This is a genomic window from Nocardia sp. NPDC049737, assembly GCF_040674755.1.
In the GTDB taxonomy this organism is placed as follows: Bacteria; Actinomycetota; Actinomycetes; order Mycobacteriales; family Mycobacteriaceae; genus Nocardia.
In genome coordinates this window covers 1-21,797 of sequence record NZ_JBFANH010000061.1, presented here as the reverse complement: position 1 = coordinate 21,797, position 21,797 = coordinate 1, and the positions used below count along the sequence as shown (strand labels likewise).

The following is a 21,797-nucleotide window of genomic DNA, read 5'->3' as shown; positions in this document are numbered from 1 at the left end:
GCAAGCAGCTTCTCGCGCAACGGGTCACGCATCAGCCGCGAGCCCGCGACAATCATCAACCACCCCTCGCAGAGCGCCGAGACGAGCGCAGCCTCAACCATCGGTCGCCACGCTCCACGGTTCCGCTCGACCCGCCAACCGCCGATCGGCGCGATCCCGCTGGGTATCAGCATCATGCGTGACGAGCTGTCCGCACAGCGAACCAGCCTGCGCCCACACCCAGGACTACGAGTCCGGTCAGCACCGCACCGAGCGGCAGTGACAGCCCGACGACCACGCACCCGGTCGCGCCGACGAACGGTACCCAGCGTGGCGGACGATCCTCGGTCAATGTCGCCGCCGAAACATTGGCGATCAGGTAATACACCAGCACTGTGAACGACGAAAACTCAATGGTCGCATGCAGATCGACGGTTCCCACGACCACCGCAACCACCGCACCGACCGCCAACTCGGCCCGATGTGGCACACCGAAGCGCGCATGCACCGCGGCCAGCGCACCCGGCAGATGTCTGTCGCGTGCCATCGCAAGCACTGTCCGCGAAACGCCGAGTATCAACGCGAGCAGCGATCCGGCCGCCGCGAGCACTGCACCCACCCGGACCAACGGTGCCAACCCAGACACCCCCGCCGTCGAGACGACCCTGGCCAGCGGATCGATCGCCTGCGCGAGCCCCGCCGACCCGAGCACCTCGAGCGCGGCCACCGCCACCAGCGCATAGACCGCCAGCGCGAGCCCGAGCGCGATCATGATGGCCCGTGGAATCGTGCGTCGCGGATCGCGCACCTCCTCGCCGAGGGTGGCGATGCGGGCATATCCCGCGAAGGCGAAGAACAGTAATCCCGCGGCCTGCAAGACCCCGCGCGGACCGATCCGGTCCGCCAGAGTTGTTGCGGCGGAATGGTTTCCGAACAAGCCCACCCCGACGACCACTGCCAGCACGGTCAGAACCGCCGCCACGATGATCCGGGTGGCCAGCGCCGATTTCTGCACACCGGTGTAGTTGATCGCGGTGATCGCGAAAACCGCCGCGACCGCGACGACCCGCGAATGTTCCGGCCACGCGTATCCGCCCACCGTCAGCGCCATCGCGGCACACGATGCGGTCTTACCCGCGACGAATCCCCACCCGGCCAGATATCCCCAGAACGCACCCAGACGCTCGCGCCCGTACACATATGTCCCGCCCGACACCGGATACCGCGCGGCAAGCCGCGCCGAGGAGGTCGCATTGCAGTACGCCACCAGTGCGGCCACCGCCAAGGCGAGCAGCAGCCAACTGCCCGACGCGCCCGCCGCGGGAGCAAGCGCGGCGAAGATGCCCGCACCGACCATGGACCCGAGTCCGATGACCACGGAGTCGGTTAGTCCGAGCCTGCGTCGCAGCGCGTCGCCGTGCGTTGCCATTGCTGCATCATCGACCACACCGCCCTCGACCACGAATCGAGCGGAAATGTGAAACGCCGCCAGGTTGGTAAACCTGGCGGCGCTGAGTCGCCGGACGCCACGCCAACGTCACGACTCGAGTGCCGACGTCCCACAAGCGCCTCTCGGCGAGTGGTCGCTCGTAGCGACAAATGGGGTGAGGCCCGGGGCTGTCCGGACGCCGACAGAGGTGATCAACGGTCCGCAGGCCGGATGTATTCCACGAATTCGGATGTGATGCGCACCACGAAACTCGTCTGGTCGGATCCCGCCGACACGTCCTCGGGATTCTCAGCTGACCTGTGCGGCGCAAACCCGCCTGTAAGGCACGGATGGATACTGCGGCCACAGACCTTGGACCGACCGATATGCACCCGCTGAGCTTCCCCGAGTTGCGTCGTCATTCAGGCCGGTCGCGAATGCGCGCCGAGACACCGGAGGATGCAGCGGCTTCGCGACCCGACGCGCCAGCGTCGGCTGGCAGCACCCGGCCTCTGCCTTTACGGCAGAAGCCGACGTCTTCGCACTCGAGGCCGGATACACATCGGCAGATCCGCGGACGGCACGCCTGCGCCCAGCGACTGTGATCACATGCGGGATGGCCGCTCGATGGGTAGGTCCTGTGGATGGCAGGCGTGCGCCACGCCGCGCCGCCCGACTGTTATCAGATGTGGGATTGCTGCGGTAGGTCCTGTGGATGCGCGCACCGCACCGCGCGCCCAGCGACTGTGATCAGATGCGGTATGGCCGCTCGATGGGCAGGTTTTGTGGACGGCCCCGCGTGCACCGCACCGTACGTCCAGCGACTGTGATCAGATGTGGGATTGCCGCGGCAGGTCCTGTGGACGGCATGCCTGCGCCGCGCCGACTGTGATCAGGTGCGGGATTGCCGCGGTAGGTACTGTGGACGGCATGCCTGCGCCGCGCCGACTGTGATCAGGTGCGGGATTGCCGCGGTCGGTCCTGCGGACGGCACGCGTGCACCGCACCCCGCGCCCAGCGACCGTGATCAGATGCGGTATGGCCGCTCGATGGGCAGGTCCTGTGGACGGCCCCGCGTGCACCGCACCGTACGTCCAGCGACTGTGATCAGGTGCGGGATTGCCGCGGTAGGTCCTGCGGACGGCACGCGTGCACCGCACCGCGCGCCCAGCGACCGTGATCAGACGCGGTATGGCCGCTCGATGGGCAGGTCCTGCGGACAGCACGCCTGCGCCGCACCGCGCCGCCCGACTGTGATCAGATGCGGGATGTCCGCTCGACGAGCGGGTCCTGGCACTGTCGGCAGCCCGTGGGTGGCGGTTCGGGTCGGTACGGACTCGAGTATCGCAATCTAGAATCAACGAGCTCATGAGGTGAACAGGGGGATCGGTTTGTCCGATGATCTGGTACTGATCGAAATGCTGGCCGCGTTGGAGCGCAGTCCGGAGGTGCTCGCGCTGCGGGTGCGGGTGGTCGAGCTGTTGATCGATCGTGGTCGCCATGCCGAGGCGCTGGCCCAGTGTGCGACGGCGCTCGCCCAGGAACCGGGGCACGCTCGGGTACTGGAGTTGTTGCAGCAGTGCACGATTGCGCTCGCGGGTGGTGCGCCGGGCGTTCAGGTGCCCAGCGAAATTCGATCCCCTCGTACGGAGCGCGCACCTTCGACCGAGTCGGCACCGGATGAGGCGAAAGACGCATCGCTGCAATATGATTGGATCGCTGCCGAAGAGCAGGTCGGTGACATCATCGCCCCGGCGTTCATCAATGAGGGCTCGCGCGAATACGTCAGCGACTCCGATGTCGGCGTATTCGAAAAGCCCACCGTCAAGCTGGCCGATGTCGGCGGGATGCAGGATGTGAAGCGTCAGCTCGAACTCACCCTGCTCGGCCCGATCCGCAATCCCGGATTCGCCAAGGCTTTCGGCACCTCCGCGCGCGGTGGACTGCTGCTCTATGGCCCGCCCGGCTGCGGTAAGACCTTCATCGCCTCGGCGGTCGCAGGTGAACTCGGCGCGAATTTCTATCCGATCGAAATCGCCGACATCCTCGATATCTATCACGGGTCCGGTGAGCGCAATCTGCACGAGGTCTTCGAAATGGCCCGCCGCAATGCGCCTTGTGTGCTGTTCCTCGACGAGGTCGACGCTCTCGGGCACAAGCGCAGTCAGATGGCTGGTTCGACCTGGATGCGCAATGTGGTGAATCAGCTACTGAGTGAAATGGATTCGGCAACCCGCAGCAACGACGGCGTCTACATCCTCGGTGCCACCAACCACCCGTGGGACCTCGATGTCGCCCTGCGCCGCCCCGGTCGGTTCGACCGGATGATCCTGGTCGGCCTGCCGGATCCCCAAGCGCGCCAGGCGATTCTGCACTACCACCTCGAGGATCGTCCCGTCGCGGGCATTGATCTCCCGGCCATCGTGCGGCGCACCGACGGCTTCTCCGGTGCCGATCTGGCCCACATCTGCACCTCGGCAACGCAATTGGCGATGGCCGATTCGATCAGCACCGGCACCGTGCGCCCGGTCGGCATGGCCGATATCGAGGCCGCGCTGAGTCAGATCAAGCCGAGCGCGGGGCCATGGTTCGAATCCGCACGCAACGTAATCGAATTCGCCAATGGCGACGGCGCCTACGACGAACTCGCGAAGTACATGCGAGCCAAGAAGTTCCGCTTGAAGTAGGCGCGGCCTGTTCGCGCGGCCGCTACCAACCCGCACTTCGTCCGGCGGAGGGGCGCGTCTCGAAGCGCGCAGGCGACCGGTCCCTGCCGTGACCGCCACTGCATCCGCTGGCTTACCAGCATGGCAGACGCTTTTCTTGATCATTTCTAATTCTTGACAGACTGGAAGAGCGTGCACGCCGAACTCGGCAAGCGCGTCGAGGAAGGTGTCCGCGCCCGACTGGACGCCTGATACCGCATGTCCGAAAACAGCTCCGCCCCCGACCATTTCGGTCGGAGGCGGAGCGTTTCGTTATATGGGGGCAGGATGCCACGGGCCCCAGGTCTCGGAATTACAACAGGCCCCACCAATAGAGCAGGCAGGCCAGCACCCAGACAACCACGGTTTCCATCGCCGCTCCAATCTCCTTGGCGCCCTTATCCACCATCATCCGCCGATTCGCGCCAACGCGCCGCAAACTTGTCGGGATCTTCCATAAATAACGCGACTACCTGCGGTTTTTCTCCTGCAAGGTCTTCTTAAGTGCCCAACAAGCCCGCGACGGCATTGTTTGTGTCAACACCGCAACACAAGCCACCACCGGGGTGGGGAACCGGACTCGACCTGTTCACGAGGGGTAACAGGTCGCGTTTCGGGGGTAGTGCCAGCCGGGCCGGTCCACGAGGGGTGACCGGCCCGGCTGGCGCTTTTATCGGGGGCAACCACTTCGGATGGCTCTTCCCGGAGCTGACCGGCGCACTGAGTCGCCGCTGCCGAAGGTAACCATTCGGTGCGCGCCGACGATCCCATCCAAGGGTGTATGTAGCCGGGCCGGTTCACGAGGGGTGACCGGCCCGGCCGGGCCTCGAGCGGTCAGCCGACGGTCTGGAGCGAGTAGTCGGGCAGTTCGTAGCTCTCGGTCTTGGTGAGCATCTTCATCATGAGCGGCTTCATGATCTTGGTGGTCATCAGCCTGCTGACGAACAGGCCCGCGCGGATGCCGAAGCGGGATTTGGGCGTCATCGAGCGCAGGCCACCCGGCGGCAATTCCTGCGCGGTGGCGACGAACGGCCGCAGTACCTCTTCGTAGCGGGCCAGCGCCGCTTCGGGATCGGTTGCGTGCGCGGCGATTTCACCGGCCAGCACGTACGCGCCGACCAGTGCCATCGCGGTGCCCTGTCCAGTGAGCGGCGAACCGCAGTAGCCCGCGTCGCCGAGCAGCACCACGCGGCCCTTGGACCAGTTCGGCACGTCGATGCGGGCCAATTCGTCGAAGTAGAAATCGTCGGCGGTGGCCATTGCGTCGCGGACGGTGCTCGCGATCGTGCCGCCGTCGACCAGTCGCTCACGGATGAGCTGCTGCTGTGCCGCGACATCACGACGCAGCGCCGGATTCGCGGCGTCGCGAATGACGACCAGTGCCTTGCAAGTGGCAGGATCGGCATCCGGACGCAGTCCTACACCGGTCGCGCCGACCAGGGAATTCATCGCGATCCAGTGCTGCTCGGCATAGTCGGGCGTCGGCAGTGTGAAGAAGGACATATAGCCGCCGAGGTAGGTGGAGAAATCCTCCTCCGGGCCGAAGACCAGGCGACGGGTCGAGGAATGCAGTCCGTCCGCGCCGATCACGATGTCGAACCGTTCGGTGCTGCCGGAGGCGAAGGTGACATCCGCGCCCGCGCCGTCCTGACTGATCTCGGTAACCCATTCGCCGTAGCGGTAGTCGATGCCGCCCGCCTCGTCGAGCAGATCGAGCAGGACCTGGTTCAGGTCGCCGCGCGTGATCTCGATCTCCGCGACCGCGCCCTTACCCTCGAAGACCTCCGCGGCCATGCGCAGCAGCTCCTTGCCCTCGCTGTCCACGAAAACCATGCCGCGCTCGTCCAGTTGGGATTTGCGGATGCCCGGCATGAGCCCCATCCGCTGTGCCACCTCCACGCTCGGACCGCGCAGGTCCACGGCCTGGCCGCCCGGTCGGGGCGCGGCCGCCCGCTCGACCACGGTGGCCTGGATCCCGGCCCGGAGCAGTTGCAGGGCAACGGCATTACCGCCGATGCCGCCGCCGCAGACGAGGACCCGTGGGCGGTTGGCGGCGGGGTTGGTGTTGCTCATGATCTGTTCCTCACTGGCTCGAATGTCTTGCACATATGTCTAACAGACGAGTTGCACGTTTGTCTAGTACAAATGTGTAAGACGGATGAGTCAGTGCTGGTCTTGCATGTAGGCCTTCCAGCCGCCGAATGAGGTGATGTCGGTGGCAGATCGTGCGGCGTCGTAGGTGCAGGCGAAGCCGATAACCGCACGTCCGTCGGAGAGTTCGATACAGGTCAAGGCCATCGGCGCGGGCAGCGCGGCGAGGAAGCGACCGAGCCCCGCCGCCGATACCCGGAACAGCTCGCCGAGGATCGGCGCACCGAGTCCCGAGCCGTGCCGCACCAGTCCTGGTTTCGGGGGTGTGGTGTCCAGTGCGGTCAGGCGGTACGCGTCGGTGGTGCGGATCTCGCCGGTGAACCGCGCGCCGATCTCCTCCAGCTGCCAGTGCAGCGGCTGGCCGCGCAGGTGCGCGCCGAAGACGGCCAGTTCGACACCGTCTTCGACCAATGCCGGGGGAATGTCCTCGCCGACGATGCGGGCGGCGATATCGACGGCGACCTGATCGGTGAAGGCGGGCGTCACGACCATCACCCCGAACGGCGCACCGGTCGCGGTGGGTTGGCCGGGGACGGCGACGGCCGCCATATCCAGGAGATTGCAGAAGTTCGTGAACGTGCCCAGTCGACGGTTGATGCCGAACGGATCCGCTTGTACCGCGGCGATACTCGGATGCTCCGTGGTCGTCGGTAACAGCAGTCCGGCGAATCCCCGCAATGTCTGTGCCGCGGCGGCCTTGGCCTTCGCGAGGGTATCCAGATCGGCCGCGAATCCGGGGCCTGTCGTGGCTCGCGCGGCATTGATGATCGCCGTCACGGTGGGATCGGCACTCGCCGGTGCGGTATCGAGGAACGCCCCGACGGCCGCATAGCGTTCGGCGACGATCGCGCCGTCGTAGAGCAGGAGTGCGGCATCGAGCATCCCGGAGATATCGACCTCTTCGGTCGTGATCCCGCCGCTCGACAGCGCGGATACAGTGCGGGCGAAGGCATCTCGGTACGGATCACTGAGCGTGACGAGATCTTCGGCGCGGGGAACCGCGAGCCGGATGGTCTGCGGTGCGGCGAGCGCTACATCGGCGGGCCAGGACCGGCTGCGCGGATCCCGCGATTCCGGTCCGGCCATGACAGCGGCCGCTTGGACCGCGCGCTCGAGGTCAGTGGCGAAGACCGTCACGGCGTCGTAGTCCGCACACGCTCGGACGACACCGTGCGCGGGAATGAGCCCCAAAGTGGCTTTGATACCTACGATTCCGTGCAGTGCGGCCGGGACACGTCCGGAACCCGCGGTGTCCGTACCGATCCCGATATCCGCGATACCCAGCGCCACGGCGACCGCCGATCCGGAACTGGACCCGCCGGAGATCAACTCCGGATCGTACGCGTGACGCACCGCGCCGTAGGGGCTGCGAGTACCGACGAGCCCCGTTGCGAACTGATCCAGATTCGTTTTACCGAGGACCAGTGCCCCCGCCGCGACCAGGCGCTCGACCGCCGCCGCCGTGACCTCGGCGGTGTAGGCGAATTCGGGACAGGCCGCGGTCGTCGGTAGCCCCGCTACATCGATATTGTCCTTGACCGCGACCAATACCCCTGCCAGCGGCAAGGATTCACCTGCGGCGACCCGTCGCTCAATGGCCGCGGCCTCGGCGGCGACATCGGACTCGACGCGCAGCGTGATCCACACCTCCGGCCGATCGACCTCTGCGATCCGCCGATACGCTGCCGCGACCCGTGCGGTGGGCGTGCCGTGGACTTCGGTATTGCCTAGGACACCTGAGGTCATTCGGCGGCTCCGATCACTGCTAGTGGGGTTCCCGGTTCGACTTTCGCGCCTGGTGCGGCCAGCACCTTCAGTACCGTGCCGGTGCCCGGGCTGTGCACCGGCAGTTCGAGTTTCATCGCCTCCAGGATGGCCACCGGATCGCCCGCGCCGAGGCGTTGGCCCACCTCGACCTCCACCCGCCAGACATTGCCGATCATCGGTGCGGTGACCACCGTCGCGTCCGGCGGTAATCCGGCCAGTGGGTCGGTCACGGGTTCCGGTGCGCTCTCGGCGGTCGCGCTCTGCTCGAATTCCCCTGCGGCGCGCCAGGCCTGCTTCTCCGCATCGAAGGCGATGGCCTGTTTGGCCTCGAATTCCGTTATGGCTTCCGCATTTTGGGCGAGCAGTCGCAGATGGTCGGCGAGTGCGAAGGTGCCATCGCTGACCTCGGCGTCGAAACGCCCCGCTGCGGCGGCCGCGCGCTGCTCGAGCAACTGCTCAGCAGTCACCGGCTCCCAGACGATCCGGTCGAAGAATCGAAACAGCCATGGGGTGCCTGCTTCGAATGGCGCGGATTGCCGGTAGCTGGACCAGATCGGCACCGTCCGGCCGATCAGTTGATAGCCGCCCGGTGAGGCCATGCCGTATACGCAGAGGTACTTGCCGCCGATACCAACCGCATCCGATGGCGTCCAGGTGCGTGCCGGGTTGTACTTGGTGGTGACCAACCGATGTCGCGGATCGAGCGGAACCGCGAGCGGTGCACCGAGGTATACGTCACCGAGGCCGAGCACCAGGTACTCCGCGTCGAATACCGCGGCACGCACATCCGCGATGCTGTCGAGGCCATTGATGCGGCGGATGAACTCGATATTCGAGGGCAGCCACGGCGCGGTATCGCGGACCCCGCTGCGGTATCGATCGATGGCCTCGGCAATCGAGGGATCGTCGAACGACAACGGCAATCGAATCGTGCGACTGGGCACCACGAGGTCGTGGGTGGCGGGCAGTTCGGATTCGAGGTCGGTCAGCCTGCCGAGCAACCGATACTGCGGCAGCACCTCGGGATCGAAATGGATGTGCAGCGAACGGACACCCGGTGTCACATCGATGATGCCCGGGAGGCCGGTGCCCGCCAATGCCTCGGCGAGTGCGTGTACCCGCATGCGCAGGCCGAGATCCAGCACCCTCTCGCCGTATTCGACCAGGATATTGTCATCGCCGCCGCGCAAATAGGCGACCGGCGGACGATCCGCACCCGCCGCGACGGTGCCGAGGATGCCGCGATCGTCCAGTCCGACCGGCGCGCGGGAACCGGTGAGCAGGCTCGGTGTCGCAGTTGGGGCATCGGCCTCGGCGCGGGCGGCGTTCGAACGGCGCAGCGCCGTGGCCCGGGCATCGTCGACGGGCACGAAGCGGACGGTATCCCCGGGACGTAACTGGCCGAGCTTCCAGCGATGCGCCGAGATCACGGTCAGCGGGCAGGCGAAGCCGCCGAGGCTCGGACCGTCCGGACCGAGCAGGATCGGGGTATCACCGGAGACATTCAATGTTCCTACGCTGTACGGGTTGTCGTGCAGATTCGACGGATGCAGCCCCGCATCGCCGCCGTCGGTGCGCGACCAGGTCGGCTTCGGACCCTCCAGCCTGATACCGGTGCGATTCGCATGACTGCCGACTTTCCAAGGGTGCGAATAGAATTGGTCCATATCCGCGTCGGTGAAATAGGTTGGCGCGGTCTGTGGTCCGATACCGACGGCCAGTTGCCAGACATGCGTGAATCGGGGTCGTTCGTCGAGCGGAACCTCTTGCGGCTCAGCGAGTTCGGGTCGATCCCTGACGACTCCCAGCACGTCACCCGCGACAATTGCTTTACCGGTGCTGCCGCCGAAACCGCCGAGCGTGAAGGTTGCGGCGCTGCCGTGATAGAGCGGTGCATCGATGCCACCGCGCACCGCGAGGTAGGTGCGCAGGCCGGCGTCCGACGGTGCGCCGATATCGAGCACCGACCCGGCCGGGACGGTCACCGGCTGCCACATCCGGATCGGCCGTTCATCCACCGTGACCGGCGCCGAGGCGCCCGTCACGCACACCACGGTCGTATCGGTGAAAAGCAGTCGGGGACCATGCAGCGTACATTCCAGCGCGGGTACCCCGGATGGGTTGCCGACGGCGATATTCGCCAGGGTGAACGACAGATCATCCATCGGGCCCGACGGCGGAATTCCGACCTGCCACAAGCCGATTCGGCCCGGATGATCCTGAATCGTGGTCATCGTGCCTGCGCGCAGCACATCGATGCGATGGCTGGCGGGTCGGATATCGGCCAGCGTGGTCGTGACATGGTCCGCGGCTAGCACCACGGGATCTGCGCTCGCCGCCCGCAACTGGGGCAGATTCGTTTGGACCCCGTAGATCCTGGTCGCGACCAGCGCATCGCTCAATTCCGCGAAGGCGGCCGCGCGCGTGGCTCCCGAGGTGATCACCTTCGCGAGCAGCGGGTCGTAATACGGACTGACCTCGGTGCCCGTCGTGACCCAGGTATCGACGCGAACCCCGGTATCCACCGGAAACGTAGCCGAAGTGATCAGCCCGGCGCTCGGTCGGTAATCGTGTCCCGGATCCTCGGCGTAGACCCGCGCCTGCACGGCCCATCCGCTGATCACCGGTCCGGTCTCGGGCAGTTCGTCGACCATCGAGCTGTCCCCACCCGCCAGCCGCAGCATCCACCCGACCAGATCGATCCGAGTGATCGCCTCGGTCACCGGATGCTCGACCTGCAGCCGGGTATTCATCTCGAGGAACGAGGCCGCACCGCGCTCGATGTCGTAGACGAATTCCACCGTGCCCGCCGATCGGTACCCGACCGACCTGGCCAACTCCCGCGACGCCGCGAGCAACTGCTCTGACAGCTCCGGCGCGAGTTCGGGTGCGGGCGCTTCCTCCAGCACCTTCTGATTGCGCCGCTGCAGCGAACAATCCCTGGTGCCGAGGCTCACCACACGCCCGTGACCGTCACCGAACAGCTGCACCTCGACATGCCTGGCCCGCGCCACGAACCGCTCCAGGAAGACACCGGTCGAGGAGAAATGTGTCGCGGCCAAACGCTGCACACGCGCATAGGCCGACCGCAGCTCATCGGCATTTTCGCAGGCCTGCATGCCGATGCCGCCGCCACCACCGACGGCCTTGAGCATTACTGGATAGCCGATACGCTCGGCCTCGGCAACCGCGTGCTCGGCCGATTCGAGCAGCCCGGTGCCCGGAATCAATGGCACCCCAACGGCTTTGGCCGTCTCGCGGGCGGTGTGCTTATCGCCGAAGATGCGCAATTGCTCCGGCGTCGGCCCGACGAATGCGATCCCGGCATCGGTCACCGCCGCAGCGAAATCCGCATTCTCCGAAAGGAATCCGTATCCGGGATGAATCGCACCCGCACCCGTCGACAGCGCCGCTGCGATCACCCGGTCCGCGCGCAGGTACGACTCGGTCGCCGGACTCGACCCCAGATGTACTGCTACATCGGCGATTTCGACATGGGCGGCACCGACATCGGCATCGGAGTACACGGCGACGGTCTTCAGTCCGAGCGCATGCGCCGTCCGCATGATCCGGCAGGCGATTTCGCCGCGATTGGCGACCAGAACTGTATCGAATTCCAATGTCACCGAAAACTCCCTATTCAGTTGCCAAGGACATCGCGGTAATGGCCCGCGTGACCCGATCGAGAACGACATCGAGCGATTCGCCGATGTGCGTGTGCAGCAGTCGGTATGCCAGCGCAAGATCTTGTGCCAGTACGGCATCCAGAATTCCCAGATGCTCGGCAATGGTGGTCTCGATCCGGTTGTTGACCATGAAGTCGTACATCCGGACATGCCGGATCCGCGAATTCACCGCCTTCAGCGAACGCACCAGCTCGGCATTGCCCGCCGCCGTCAGCAGCGTGACGTGGAACTCCTCGTCGCGCACCACGAAACCGGGCTCCTGCTCGGGCGGATCCGCCCGCAGGGCCAGCCAGGCCTCCCGTTCGGCCGCCAGCAGCGCATGATCGTGCACGACCGCCGGATTATCGATGGCGCGCTGAATTCCGCTGAGCTCCAAGGTGATTCGCAGCTCGTACAGGTCTCGGATCAGCGGAATGCTCGGCCGCACCGGAGTGAAGCCGTATTCCTCCCGATGTAAAAGCCCGTCCGAGCACAGCATGGTCAGCGCCTCCCGGACCGGCGTGCGCGAGATACCGAACCGAGTCGACAGCTTGGGCTCGGTCAGCCGCTCGCCGAACCGGATATCACCGTTCATCAACTCGCCGCGCAAAGTCGTATAAACAACGTCTCGCAGCGGCCGTCCCCCCGCATCCGCCAGTGTGGCCACCCGTGTCGACATGCGTGTATACGCTATGGACCTCGCGTTTCATCGAGATGACCGCACGTTAGCAAGCGGTAAGAGTCTGCTCACCGCCCATATGGGACGACCAGGGACATATCGGAACCGTCGCGCATTCCTTCGGCGCGCCGCCTTCCGGAATTTCGCACCGGCGGTGCACAGTGAGGGGGAGCAGACAGCAACACTTGGCAACGTCGCCGCACCACCGCAGGACACATTGTCCCAGCAGGCTGATGACAGCCGCGCACTTTCGTGCCGCCGGTCGGTGCAGATCCGTCACGACGCCGGGTGCACCTACGAGAGGTCTCGGGAGGTATGGATGGATGCGTTCGTGATCGTTGGCTTGCTCGCCCTGGTCTGCGGGCTACTAGCGGTCATCGCCTGCGCGGTGTGGTGGCCCACCCCGGACCGCCGGGCCAACCAGCGTAAACAGCTCCGCCCCCGACCTGTGCGGGCCGGGGGCGGAACCATTCGTCTCAACCACGAGTCGGGGTGACAGGATTTGAACCTGCGACCTCTTCGTCCCGAACGAAGCGCGCTACCAAGCTGCGCCACACCCCGTGAAGCGAACCTGGAGTAGCTTACAACAGCTCACGTCCAGACGTTAAACCCGCAGGTCAATCAGCCTCCGTGGGGTCGAATGCTGGTGAAGATGCGCATCGCGGTGGCCGTGTCGACGGCATTGGGGACGCCGGTGTCGGCCGCGATCACCATGACGAAATTGCCGCTATCGGTCGGGGTCGCGAAGGTGTAGATCGAGTACTCCGTCGCGCAGCCCGGGTTGACCTTGGTCGCGGTGCCCTTGGTCTCGACGAACATGCCCTGCTGGGAGCCGTCGAGCGAGCGCAGCGGCTGCGCGGCGCCGGGTGTGCCGCCCGGTGAGTCGGGGTATGCGATCTTGGCGGTTCTGGTGCCGAGTTCGGTTGCGGCGGTTGCCGAATCGGTGTCCTTGGAGCCGGTCAGGAAGGCCACGGTGCGGGTCGAGCCGGGGCAGTAACTCTTCCCCTCGGTGGCCAACCCCTTACCGGTGACGGCATTCGGCGGTTCGCCGAAGCCACCGACCTTGCCGTCGGGGGCCACCGTCCAGTCGGCGGGCACGTCATAGGCGGCACCGAGATCCGTGGCCACCACCACCTGGTAACCGGGTACGACCGGCGTTTCGTTATTGGCCGGGGCGTGCTTGGTGGTGGTCGGCTGAGTCGAGGTATGCGAACCAGTGGGGGTGAGTGCACTCACCATCGAGGGAGCCGGATTTTGCGCCGTGGTCTCGTCGGAGTCGTGGTTGGCCGTGACGATCGCCACCGTCGCCCCGGCCGCGACCACGAGCGTCGCGACCGCGGCGGCGATCCAGGTGGTGCGGCGTCCGTGGGTCGGTCGATTCGCGCTCGACGCGGCGGTCAAGTGCGATGCGAATCGGTCACCGAAGAGCGCATTCGAGCCCGGGCCCTGGGGCACTTGCATCCCGCCATACGGTCCGGATGGCGTTGCACCGGGCTGGAATTGCGTCGCCGAGCCCGCCTGCGCCGAGCCCGCCTGCCATGCCGGAGCGGGTTGCGGCGCCCACTGCAGGGTCGGATCGAATTGACCAGGGGCACTTGTCGTTTGCTGCTGGGGCGGCCACGGCATGGGCAGCGCCGGTGCGACGCCGCCGTTCCACGGTGTGGCCGTGGGTTCCGGGCCGAACGGTGACAGTGCGGTCGGATCGAGCTGTACCGGCGCACCGAACGTGCTGTGCGATTCGTCGGCCGCTGGCCGAGCGGGCTCGGACTGCCCCGGCTGTCCCAGCGCAGGGCCGAATTGCTCTGCGCTGGAAGGCTGTTGCTGATAGTGCGTACCGGATTCGCGCCGGTCGTCGGAATCACTCACGACTGTGCCCCGCTGGCGCTCGGCTTCGTCGTGCGCGATTGCACGCTGTGTTGATGGTTCACTCGCTCCGCCCGCTCACGCTGTCCCCTGCCTGACGTCAGTCTCGGCAAAGGACCTTAGCGGAACTCAGCGAGCGATGGCTTCCGAGGGTGAAACGCCCTGTCCGCTTTCGGCATTGGGACGCTTCGGCGGTGCGGCGACCAGAGTCAGCAGCGTCGCCTCGGGGCGGCAGCAGAACCGGTACGGCGCCCACGGCGAGGTGCCCAGACCTGCGGAGACGTGCAGTTGGGTGTGCGCGCCCCACTTGGACGAGCCCTTCACCCGGGAGCGATCGATACCGCAGTTGGTGACGAGCGCACCGTATCCGGGCAGGCACAGCTGGCCGCCGTGCGTATGTCCGGCCATGACCAGGTCGTAGCCGTCCTCGGCGAAACGGTCCAGCACCCGGGGTTCGGGGGAGTGGGACAGTCCGATGCTCAGCACGGCGAGCGGGTTGGGCGCGCCCGCGACGGTGTCGTACCGGTCGCGCTGCAGGTGCGGATCGTCGACGCCCGCGCTCGCGATGCGTATGCCCGCGACCTCGATATCGCGGCGGACGTGGGTCAGATCGAGCCAGCCGCGTTCGGTGAAGGCCGCGCGCAGATCCTTCCACGGCAACGGCGCGCCATACACCCGGCGGTGATCCTTCTTGAAGTACTTCGCCGGATTCTTCGGCACCGGCGCGAAATAGTCATTGCTGCCGAAAACGAAAAGGCCTGGGCGGGAAAGCAATCCGCCGAGGGCCTGCACCACCGCGGGCACCGACTTCTGGTGCGAAAGATTGTCCCCCGTATTGACGACCAGATCCGGCTCCAGCCGATCCAGCTCCCGCAGCCACTGCTGCTTGAGCTTCTGACCGGGCATCATGTGCAGATCGCTGATGTGCAGTATCCGTAGTGACGACGAGCCCGGCGCTAGGACGGGCATCGTGGCCTCGCGCAGTACGAAGGCATTTCGTTCGATCAGCGAGGCGTAGCCGATACCGGCCACCGCGGCCCCGGCGGCTCCCAACGCGGTTCGTCGGATGGCGGAGGTCGAGATTACGGGCATTTGCCCAGCATAGGTGACCCCGGTGCGGAACGCCGAGTGTGTTTCCGCACAAGCGGTCGGCTGGTCGTTTCGAGCGACCTGCAAGCAGTCGCTACGGAGCGTGTGGTGAATCCGGGTCGAGCGTCAAATGTAGTGGGCCGGGAACGGGGAAACGGCTACCGTGTGGCACATGTCGGAACTCAAATCGCAGCTGCGTGCGGATATGACCGCCGCGATGAAAGCCAAGGACACGCTGCGCCTCGCCACCCTCAGGATGCTGCTCGCCGCCATCCAGACCGCGGAGGTCGCGGGCTCGCAGGCGCGTGAACTCTCCGACGCCGAGGTCATCGCCGTACTGCAGAAAGAGGCGAAGAAGCGCAACGAGTCGGCCGAGGTCTACACCCAGGCCGGGCGTGGCGACCTGGCCGCCAACGAACACGCCGAGGCGCGCATCATCGATGAATATCTGCCGACGCAGCTGACCGACGCCGAGGTCGCCGACGTCGCCGATACCGCGATCGCGCAGGTCGCCGAGGAACTCGGCGAGCGGCCGGGCATGCGCCAGATGGGTCAGGTCATGAAGGCGGCCACCGCGATCGCCGCTGGTAAGGCCGACGGCTCCCGGATCTCGGCCGCCGTGAAGGCGCGCCTGTAGCCATACATATACGAAAGCCGCCGATCCGGGATCCGGGTCGGCGGCTTTCGTATTGTCAGTGGCGCTATCGAGGCACTGGGAATCCCGGAATATTCGGCAATCCCGGTATGCCGGGAATACCCGGAATCGGAAGCCCAGGCGCCGGTGCCGGTCCAGGTGCCGGCGCGGGTGCCCGTTCGGTCCCATCGCTGATATAGATCGTGATCACCGACCCGGGAATCGCCGACCCATTCGGCGCTGTCCCCATCACCGTCCCCTTCGGCGGCGCACCGACGCCGTTCACCGGCGAGACCTGGAATCCCGCGGCGACCAGCGCGGCGGTCGCCTGACCCTGGGTCATGCCCGCGACATCGGGGACCTGAGCCTGATTGGATCCGCGCACATACTTATCGTCCAGCGGTGGCAGTCCGGGTGGCGGGAAGTTCCCGATCACCGGCTTGACCGCGTTGAACCAGGTGCGAGCGGGTTCATTACCACCGAAGAGATTGCCGTCGCCGCAGCTGCGCAGCGGGAAAGAGCAGATCTCACCGGGCGTCGGGCTGTCGCCGTAGATGTAGGCCGCGGCCGCGAGCGAATTGGTGAAACCGAGGAACGCCGAGGAGCGGTGGCTCTCGGTGGTTCCCGTCTTGGCCGACAGCGGCAGATTCCAGCCGGTGGCCTGGGCCGCACCGGCCGCCGTACCGCTGACGTCGTCCTTACTAAGGGCGTTGGCCAGGGTGTTCGCCAGCCCGGGATCGACGACTTGCTCGCATGCCTGCTGGGTCAGCGGCACCGTCTTACCGTAACGGTCGACCACCTCCTTGATCGGCGAGGGCGGGCACCACCGGCCGCCGGAACCCAAGGTCGCGGCCACATTCGACAGTTCGAGCGGGTTGATCGCGACCGGGCCGAGGGTGAACGAGCCGAGGTTCTGCTCCTTGATCATGTCCGCCAGGCTCTGGTTGCCGTGGCCCGAGCTGCCCGCCTCGGTGTAGGAGCGCATGCCGAGGCGAACCGCCATATCGACAGTCGGGGTGACCCCGACGGCCTGGATCAGCTTGACGAACGCGGTATTCGGCGAGGTGGCCAGCGCCTCGGTCACCGACATCGGCGACTTGTAGTTACCCGCGTTCTGCACGCAATAGGTGGCGGGCGGGCAGCCGCGCGCACCACCGTTACCCATGCCCTTTGCCTCGAATCGGCCCGGTACATCGAGTTGAGCGTTGATACCGAGGCCCTTTTCCATGGCCGCGGCCGTGGTGAAGATCTTGAAAATCGAGCCGGCGCCGTCACCGACCATCGAATACGGCTGCGGCTGCACCGTTTCATTGGCATCGCGGTTCAGGCCGTAGGTGCGGCTGCTGGCCATGGCGAGCAGCGGATGCGAATCCTGTCCCGGGCCGACCACCGACATCACCTGCGCGATGTCGTCCAGGTTCGGGTTCGCGGCATCGGTAACCGAACGTTTCACCGAATCCTGCAGAGCCGGATCGAGCGTGGTCTTGATCGTGTAGCCACCGGTATTGATCTGCTCGCGGCTGATACCGGCATTGGCCAGATACTGCATCGCGTAGTCGCAGAAGAACCCACGATCGTTGGCGGCGATGCAGCCGCGCGGCAGCCCCTTCGGCTCGGGCAGCACGCCGAGCGGTTCGGACTTGGCCTTGCGGAATTCCTCGGTGCGGCTGGGGATGTTCTGGATCAGCGTGTCCAACACGGTATTGCGCCGCTGCAGCACACCCTCGGGATTGGTGTAAGGATTCAGCTTCGAGCTGGACTGCACCATGCCCGCGAGCATCGCCGACTGCGGCACATTCAGATTCGCGGCGTCGACGCCGAAGTAGGTCTGCGCCGCGTCCTGGATGCCATAGGAGGAGTTACCGAACGGGACGAGATTCAAGTATCGAGTGAGGATCTCGTCCTTGGTCAGCTCCCGGTCCAGCGTGAGCGCCATCCGGATCTCGCGCAGTTTGCGCGCGGGTGTGGTCTCGATGGCGGCCCGGCGCTCGGCGTCGGTCTTGGCAACGACGAGTAGCTGGAAGTTCTTTACATACTGCTGATCGAGGGTGGACGCACCCTGTTGCACCTCGCCGCTGCTGGTATTGGTGACGAACGCGCGCATGGTGCCCGTCCAGTCCACACCCGCGTGCTCGGCGAAGCGCCGATCCTCGATGGAGACGATCGCCAACTTCATATCGTTGGAGATTTTGTCGCTGGGGACCTCGAAGCGGCGCTGCTCGTACAACCAGGCGATGGGCGTTCCGTTCGCGTCGACCATGGTCGAGACGGCGGGGACGGTGCCCTCCACCAACTCCGCGGACACATTGTCGACGGCGTCGGCGGCCCGGTTGGAGACGAACCCGAAACCGCCTGCGAGAGGGAACAACAACCCGGCGACGAGCACGGCGGCCAGCGCGCAGCTGCCGGCCAGCCTCGCGAGCGTATGTGTGATCGGCACGAGCCCAGACTACGGGGTGCCGATTTAGCGCTCTCGGGTGTGTTTGCGTGTAGCGCGGATCCTGGAGTTCTCGAGCGAGCACGGCGAGTGAGCAATAGACACGGCCCGGCACGGAGCTGGCGGAGCTGAGTGCCAGCGAGGCGCAGCCTGCCCCGATTGGGCGTGTCGTGGGATGGATTCCGGCGTGTCGCGGAGGGGCGGACCGCAGGGCGAGTCGACCGCCCGGTTCTGGATCACGGTTGCAGGGACGGACGTACCAAAAAGTCTCGGGACGGTCTTGCGCAGAGGCCATACCTTTACCTAGATTGAGAACCCAGTGTGATAGAGCTAACACTCAAAGTGGAATGTGGTGCAGTTCGCAGCGGGGTTTGGGTTGCTGCGACACTGACACGCGATTCTGGAGCGCCGTTGACCCGGTGTTCGGACTGCAAAGGGGCACACCAAATGCACATGACAACCCCCATCGCTCGATTGGACGTAGAGCAGGCCGAAGCAAGGATCGCCTGGGTAGCCCAGGCCCGATGCAAGGAAGTAGACCCCGATCAACTGTTCGTCCGCGGCGCGGCGCAGCGCAAGGCGGCGACGATCTGCAGGCACTGCCCGGTGCTGATGCAGTGTGGGGCCGATGCGCTCGACAATCGAGTCGAATTCGGCGTGTGGGGTGGAATGACCGAACGGCAGCGTCGTGCGCTGCTCAAGCAGCACCCGGAGGTGACGTCCTGGGCAGACTTTTTCCAGGCCCAGCGTCAACATCAAATTGCAATCTAACCCTGGAAATGAAGCCGAGCCCGCGATTGCGGGCTCGGCTTCGTTAATGGGCCTATATCAAACCGACATCAGAATGACACAGTCGCTCAGTCGATTTCGGCTCAGGCGGTCACCTCGACCTCGTGCGCATCGGTGAGCTGTGCACCGACGGCACGCAGCGCCTCGAGATCGGAGACCTCGAAGGGCAGCGCGGTCACCGAGGTGATCGGCACGCGCGGATGCGCACCGGTGAACCGGTGCAGCAGATGCTGTTCGCGCTTGGCGGTGGCGACCCGCTGAGCATGGATGCGCAGCACCGCGGCGGTCAGCGGATCGGATTCGGCCAGTTGATCGGCGGCGGTCAGCGCGTGATCGGCCGATAGTGAGCTGAGCACCGGGTGGGTCCGGTTCAAGATCAGTCCGGCCAGCGGCATGCGTTCGGTGGAGAGCCGGTCGACGAAGAACGACGCCTCGCGCAGCGCATCCGGTTCGGCGGCCGCGACCACCACGAAGTGCGTGCCCGGCTTGGACAGCATCGCGTAGGTACGGTCCGCGCGATCTTGGAACCCACCGAACAGCGACTCCAGCGACTGCAGGAAATTCGACGCATCCTTGAGCATCTGGCCGCCGACAACAGTCGACACACCGCGTACGGCCAGGCTCATCGCACCGGTCACCAATCGGGTGACACCGCGACCGGGAGCCATGATGACCCGGATCATCCTGCCGTTCAAGAAGTTTCCGAGCCGCTTGGGCGCATCGAGGAAATCGAGGGCATTGCGCGACGGGGGAGTGTCGACCACGATCAGGTCCCACTCCTTGTGCCCGGCCAACTGACCGAGCTTCTCCATCGCCATGTACTCCTGCGTACCACCGAAGGAGGAGGCGACCGTCTGATAAAAGGGATTGGCGAAAATCTGCTCCGCCTTCTCCGGATTGGTGTGCTCGAGCACCATATCGTCGAAGGTGCGCCGCATATTGAGCATCATCGCGTGCAGTTCGCCCTTGACCTCCGGGCCGAGCGCCACCCGCTGCGGAGTGTTGTCCAGATCGGCGACACCGAGTGACTGGGCCAGCCGACGTGCCGGGTCGATGGTGAGCACCACGACCTTGCGACCCTGCTCGGCCGCGCGCAAGGCGATGGCCGCCGCGGTGGTCGTCTTGCCGACGCCGCCGGAGCCGCAGCAGACCACCACTCGCGCGGTGCGGTCGGCGATAATGCTCGAAATATCCAGTGGCGCAGCCATATTCGGATTGCTCATCGGACCCCCTGCTTGCTCAGATGTTCGGCAAGTTCATAGATGCCACCGAGATCCATGCCGTCGGCGAGTGCGGGCAGATACATCCGCGATACATCCACTTTCGCGAGTTCGGCGGCGCTGTCGTCCTGTGCCCGCAAAGTGGCCGAATGCTCGACGGTTTCGGTGATAAGGCCCTGGAAGTCCTGGTCCGATAGGGAAATTCCGGCCTCGGTGAGTCCGGCGCGAATGGCGTCGAGGTCGATATCGCCCTGCGCGGCCTTATTCCGCACGTCGGCGGGTAGCTGGCCCTTGGTCGCGCGGTTCACGATGACGGTGCCGATCCGAAGGTCATTGGCGGTGAGTTCGGCGACCGCGTCGGCGGTTTCCTGCACCGGCAGTGCCTCCAGCAGGGTGACCAGGTGGATCATGGTCTGATCGGAGTGCAGCAGCCGCGAAACGCCCTCGGCCTGCGAGGCGATCGGCCCGCCCTTGGCCACCTCGACCATGGCCTGGGTGACATCGAGGAAGCTGGCGATGCGTCCGGTCGGCGGTGCGTCGACGACGATTTCGTCGAATACCTGCTTGCCCTGCTTGTCCACTCGGACAGCGCATTCCTTGATCTTGCCGGTCAAGATGACATCGCGCAGACCAGGTGCGATCGTGGTGACGAATTCGATGGCGCCGACCCGGCGCATCGCCCGCCCGGCGAAGCCCAAGTTGTAGAACATATCCAGGTATTCGAGAAAGGCGTGCTCGATATCCAGTGCGAGCGCGACAACTTCACCGCCGCCGTCCGCGGTGGCGATCCTGGTTTCGGTGGGCGGCAGCGGCGGCAGATCGAACAGCTGGGCAATGGATTGTCTGCTCTCCACCTCGACCAACAGCACCCGCCGTCCGCCCGCGGCCAGCGCGAGTGCCAGCGCGGCGGCGACCGTCGACTTGCCGGTCCCCCCTTTGCCGGAGACATAATGCAGGCGGGCCCTATCCGCGCGCTCCGGCCAACCCGTTTCCAGCCCCGGCTCCGCCGAAATAGGCACTGCTGTTGGTACTCCCACGATCGCGAGCCTATAACCAGTTCCGAGACCGCGTCCCAGCGATATGGTCAGTGCCTCATTTTCCAGAGATTCTGCCTCAGACAGTTGCGCCAGAGTTTGCCGCAAGGTGAGATACCTGCCCTACCGAGCACGACGGAGCGAGTCTTACGAGGGACCCATTCGTGGCCTTCTCGCGGCCGAGGGGCCGAAGCGCATGCGGGCATCGACCATCCGGCGCCTGTGCATCGGGTGCTGAACGATCCGCCATCAGCAACCACGACGGAGCGAGTCTTACGAGCGACCCGTTCGCGGCCCGTCTCGCGTCCGAGCCGTCGAAGCGCATGCGACGAAGTCGCGAGTCTCGACGGCTCGGA

General features: G+C 65.7%; 13 protein-coding genes and 1 tRNA gene. 3 read left to right on the top strand and 11 right to left on the bottom strand.

Features of this window, described 5'->3' with window-relative positions; all coding sequences use genetic code 11:
- Nucleotides 1-172: 172 nt before the first annotated feature.
- Nucleotides 173-1,408, bottom strand: a complete 1,236-nt coding sequence (locus AB0J47_RS40685) for an APC family permease (RefSeq protein WP_364359564.1) — start codon at nucleotides 1,406-1,408, stop codon at nucleotides 173-175.
- A gap of 1,391 nt (nucleotides 1,409-2,799) precedes the next feature.
- Here AB0J47_RS40685 and AB0J47_RS40680 point away from each other — a divergent pair.
- Entirely contained in the window at nucleotides 2,800-4,095 is a 1,296-nt protein-coding gene (locus AB0J47_RS40680; RefSeq protein ID WP_364359571.1) for an AAA family ATPase, read from the top strand.
- 852 nt (nucleotides 4,096-4,947) lie between these two features.
- Here AB0J47_RS40680 and AB0J47_RS40675 read toward each other — a convergent pair.
- The 7 genes from AB0J47_RS40675 to AB0J47_RS40645 form a co-directional block, all read right to left on the bottom strand.
- The gene (locus tag AB0J47_RS40675; RefSeq protein ID WP_364359561.1) at nucleotides 4,948-6,186 is read right to left on the bottom strand and encodes an FAD-dependent monooxygenase; all 1,239 of its coding nucleotides are present in this window, start codon (nucleotides 6,184-6,186) and stop codon (nucleotides 4,948-4,950) included.
- A gap of 90 nt (nucleotides 6,187-6,276) precedes the next feature.
- A complete protein-coding gene (gene atzF / locus AB0J47_RS40670; protein ID WP_364359558.1) occupies nucleotides 6,277-8,010 on the bottom strand; it encodes an allophanate hydrolase in 1,734 nt (577 codons plus the stop codon).
- Nucleotides 8,007-11,657: an urea carboxylase gene (uca, locus tag AB0J47_RS40665; protein WP_364359555.1), complete on the bottom strand. Its 3,651-nt coding sequence runs from the start codon at nucleotides 11,655-11,657 to the stop codon at nucleotides 8,007-8,009. Before uca ends, atzF begins: the two co-directional genes overlap by 4 nt.
- Nucleotides 11,658-11,667: 10 nt before the next feature.
- Nucleotides 11,668-12,375, bottom strand: coding sequence for a GntR family transcriptional regulator (locus tag AB0J47_RS40660; protein ID WP_364359552.1), 708 nt, complete (start codon nucleotides 12,373-12,375; stop codon nucleotides 11,668-11,670).
- Nucleotides 12,376-12,862: 487 nt separating this feature from the next.
- A tRNA-Pro gene (locus AB0J47_RS40655) sits at nucleotides 12,863-12,936 on the bottom strand.
- Between the two features lie 60 nt (nucleotides 12,937-12,996).
- Nucleotides 12,997-14,241: a hypothetical protein gene (locus tag AB0J47_RS40650; RefSeq protein WP_364359549.1), complete on the bottom strand. Its 1,245-nt coding sequence runs from the start codon at nucleotides 14,239-14,241 to the stop codon at nucleotides 12,997-12,999.
- Nucleotides 14,242-14,367: 126 nt separating this feature from the next.
- A complete protein-coding gene (locus tag AB0J47_RS40645) occupies nucleotides 14,368-15,330 on the bottom strand; it encodes a metallophosphoesterase (protein WP_364359546.1) in 963 nt (320 codons plus the stop codon).
- A 169-nt stretch (nucleotides 15,331-15,499) separates the two neighbouring features.
- Between AB0J47_RS40645 and AB0J47_RS40640 the strand changes: the two genes are divergently transcribed.
- On the top strand, nucleotides 15,500-15,964 hold the full coding sequence (locus AB0J47_RS40640; RefSeq protein ID WP_364359543.1) for a GatB/YqeY domain-containing protein: 465 nt from the start codon (nucleotides 15,500-15,502) through the stop codon (nucleotides 15,962-15,964).
- A 64-nt stretch (nucleotides 15,965-16,028) separates the two neighbouring features.
- Here the strand turns inward: AB0J47_RS40640 and AB0J47_RS40635 are convergent, their stop codons facing one another.
- Complete coding sequence (locus AB0J47_RS40635) at nucleotides 16,029-18,401, bottom strand: penicillin-binding protein (RefSeq protein WP_364359540.1); 2,373 nt, start codon at nucleotides 18,399-18,401, stop codon at nucleotides 16,029-16,031.
- Nucleotides 18,402-18,845: 444 nt separating this feature from the next.
- Between AB0J47_RS40635 and AB0J47_RS40630 the strand changes: the two genes are divergently transcribed.
- Nucleotides 18,846-19,169 (top strand): WhiB family transcriptional regulator, encoded by a 324-nt coding sequence (locus tag AB0J47_RS40630; RefSeq protein ID WP_040686051.1) that lies wholly within the window; start codon nucleotides 18,846-18,848, stop codon nucleotides 19,167-19,169.
- A 101-nt stretch (nucleotides 19,170-19,270) separates the two neighbouring features.
- Here AB0J47_RS40630 and AB0J47_RS40625 read toward each other — a convergent pair whose 3' ends face one another.
- Together AB0J47_RS40625 and AB0J47_RS40620 are read right to left on the bottom strand one after the other, a co-directional pair.
- On the bottom strand, nucleotides 19,271-20,410 hold the full coding sequence (locus AB0J47_RS40625) for an ArsA family ATPase (RefSeq protein WP_364359536.1): 1,140 nt from the start codon (nucleotides 20,408-20,410) through the stop codon (nucleotides 19,271-19,273).
- Nucleotides 20,407-21,426 (bottom strand): ArsA-related P-loop ATPase, encoded by a 1,020-nt coding sequence (locus tag AB0J47_RS40620; protein WP_364359567.1) that lies wholly within the window; start codon nucleotides 21,424-21,426, stop codon nucleotides 20,407-20,409. Before AB0J47_RS40620 ends, AB0J47_RS40625 begins: the two co-directional genes overlap by 4 nt.
- Between the last annotated feature and the right edge of the window lie 371 nt (nucleotides 21,427-21,797).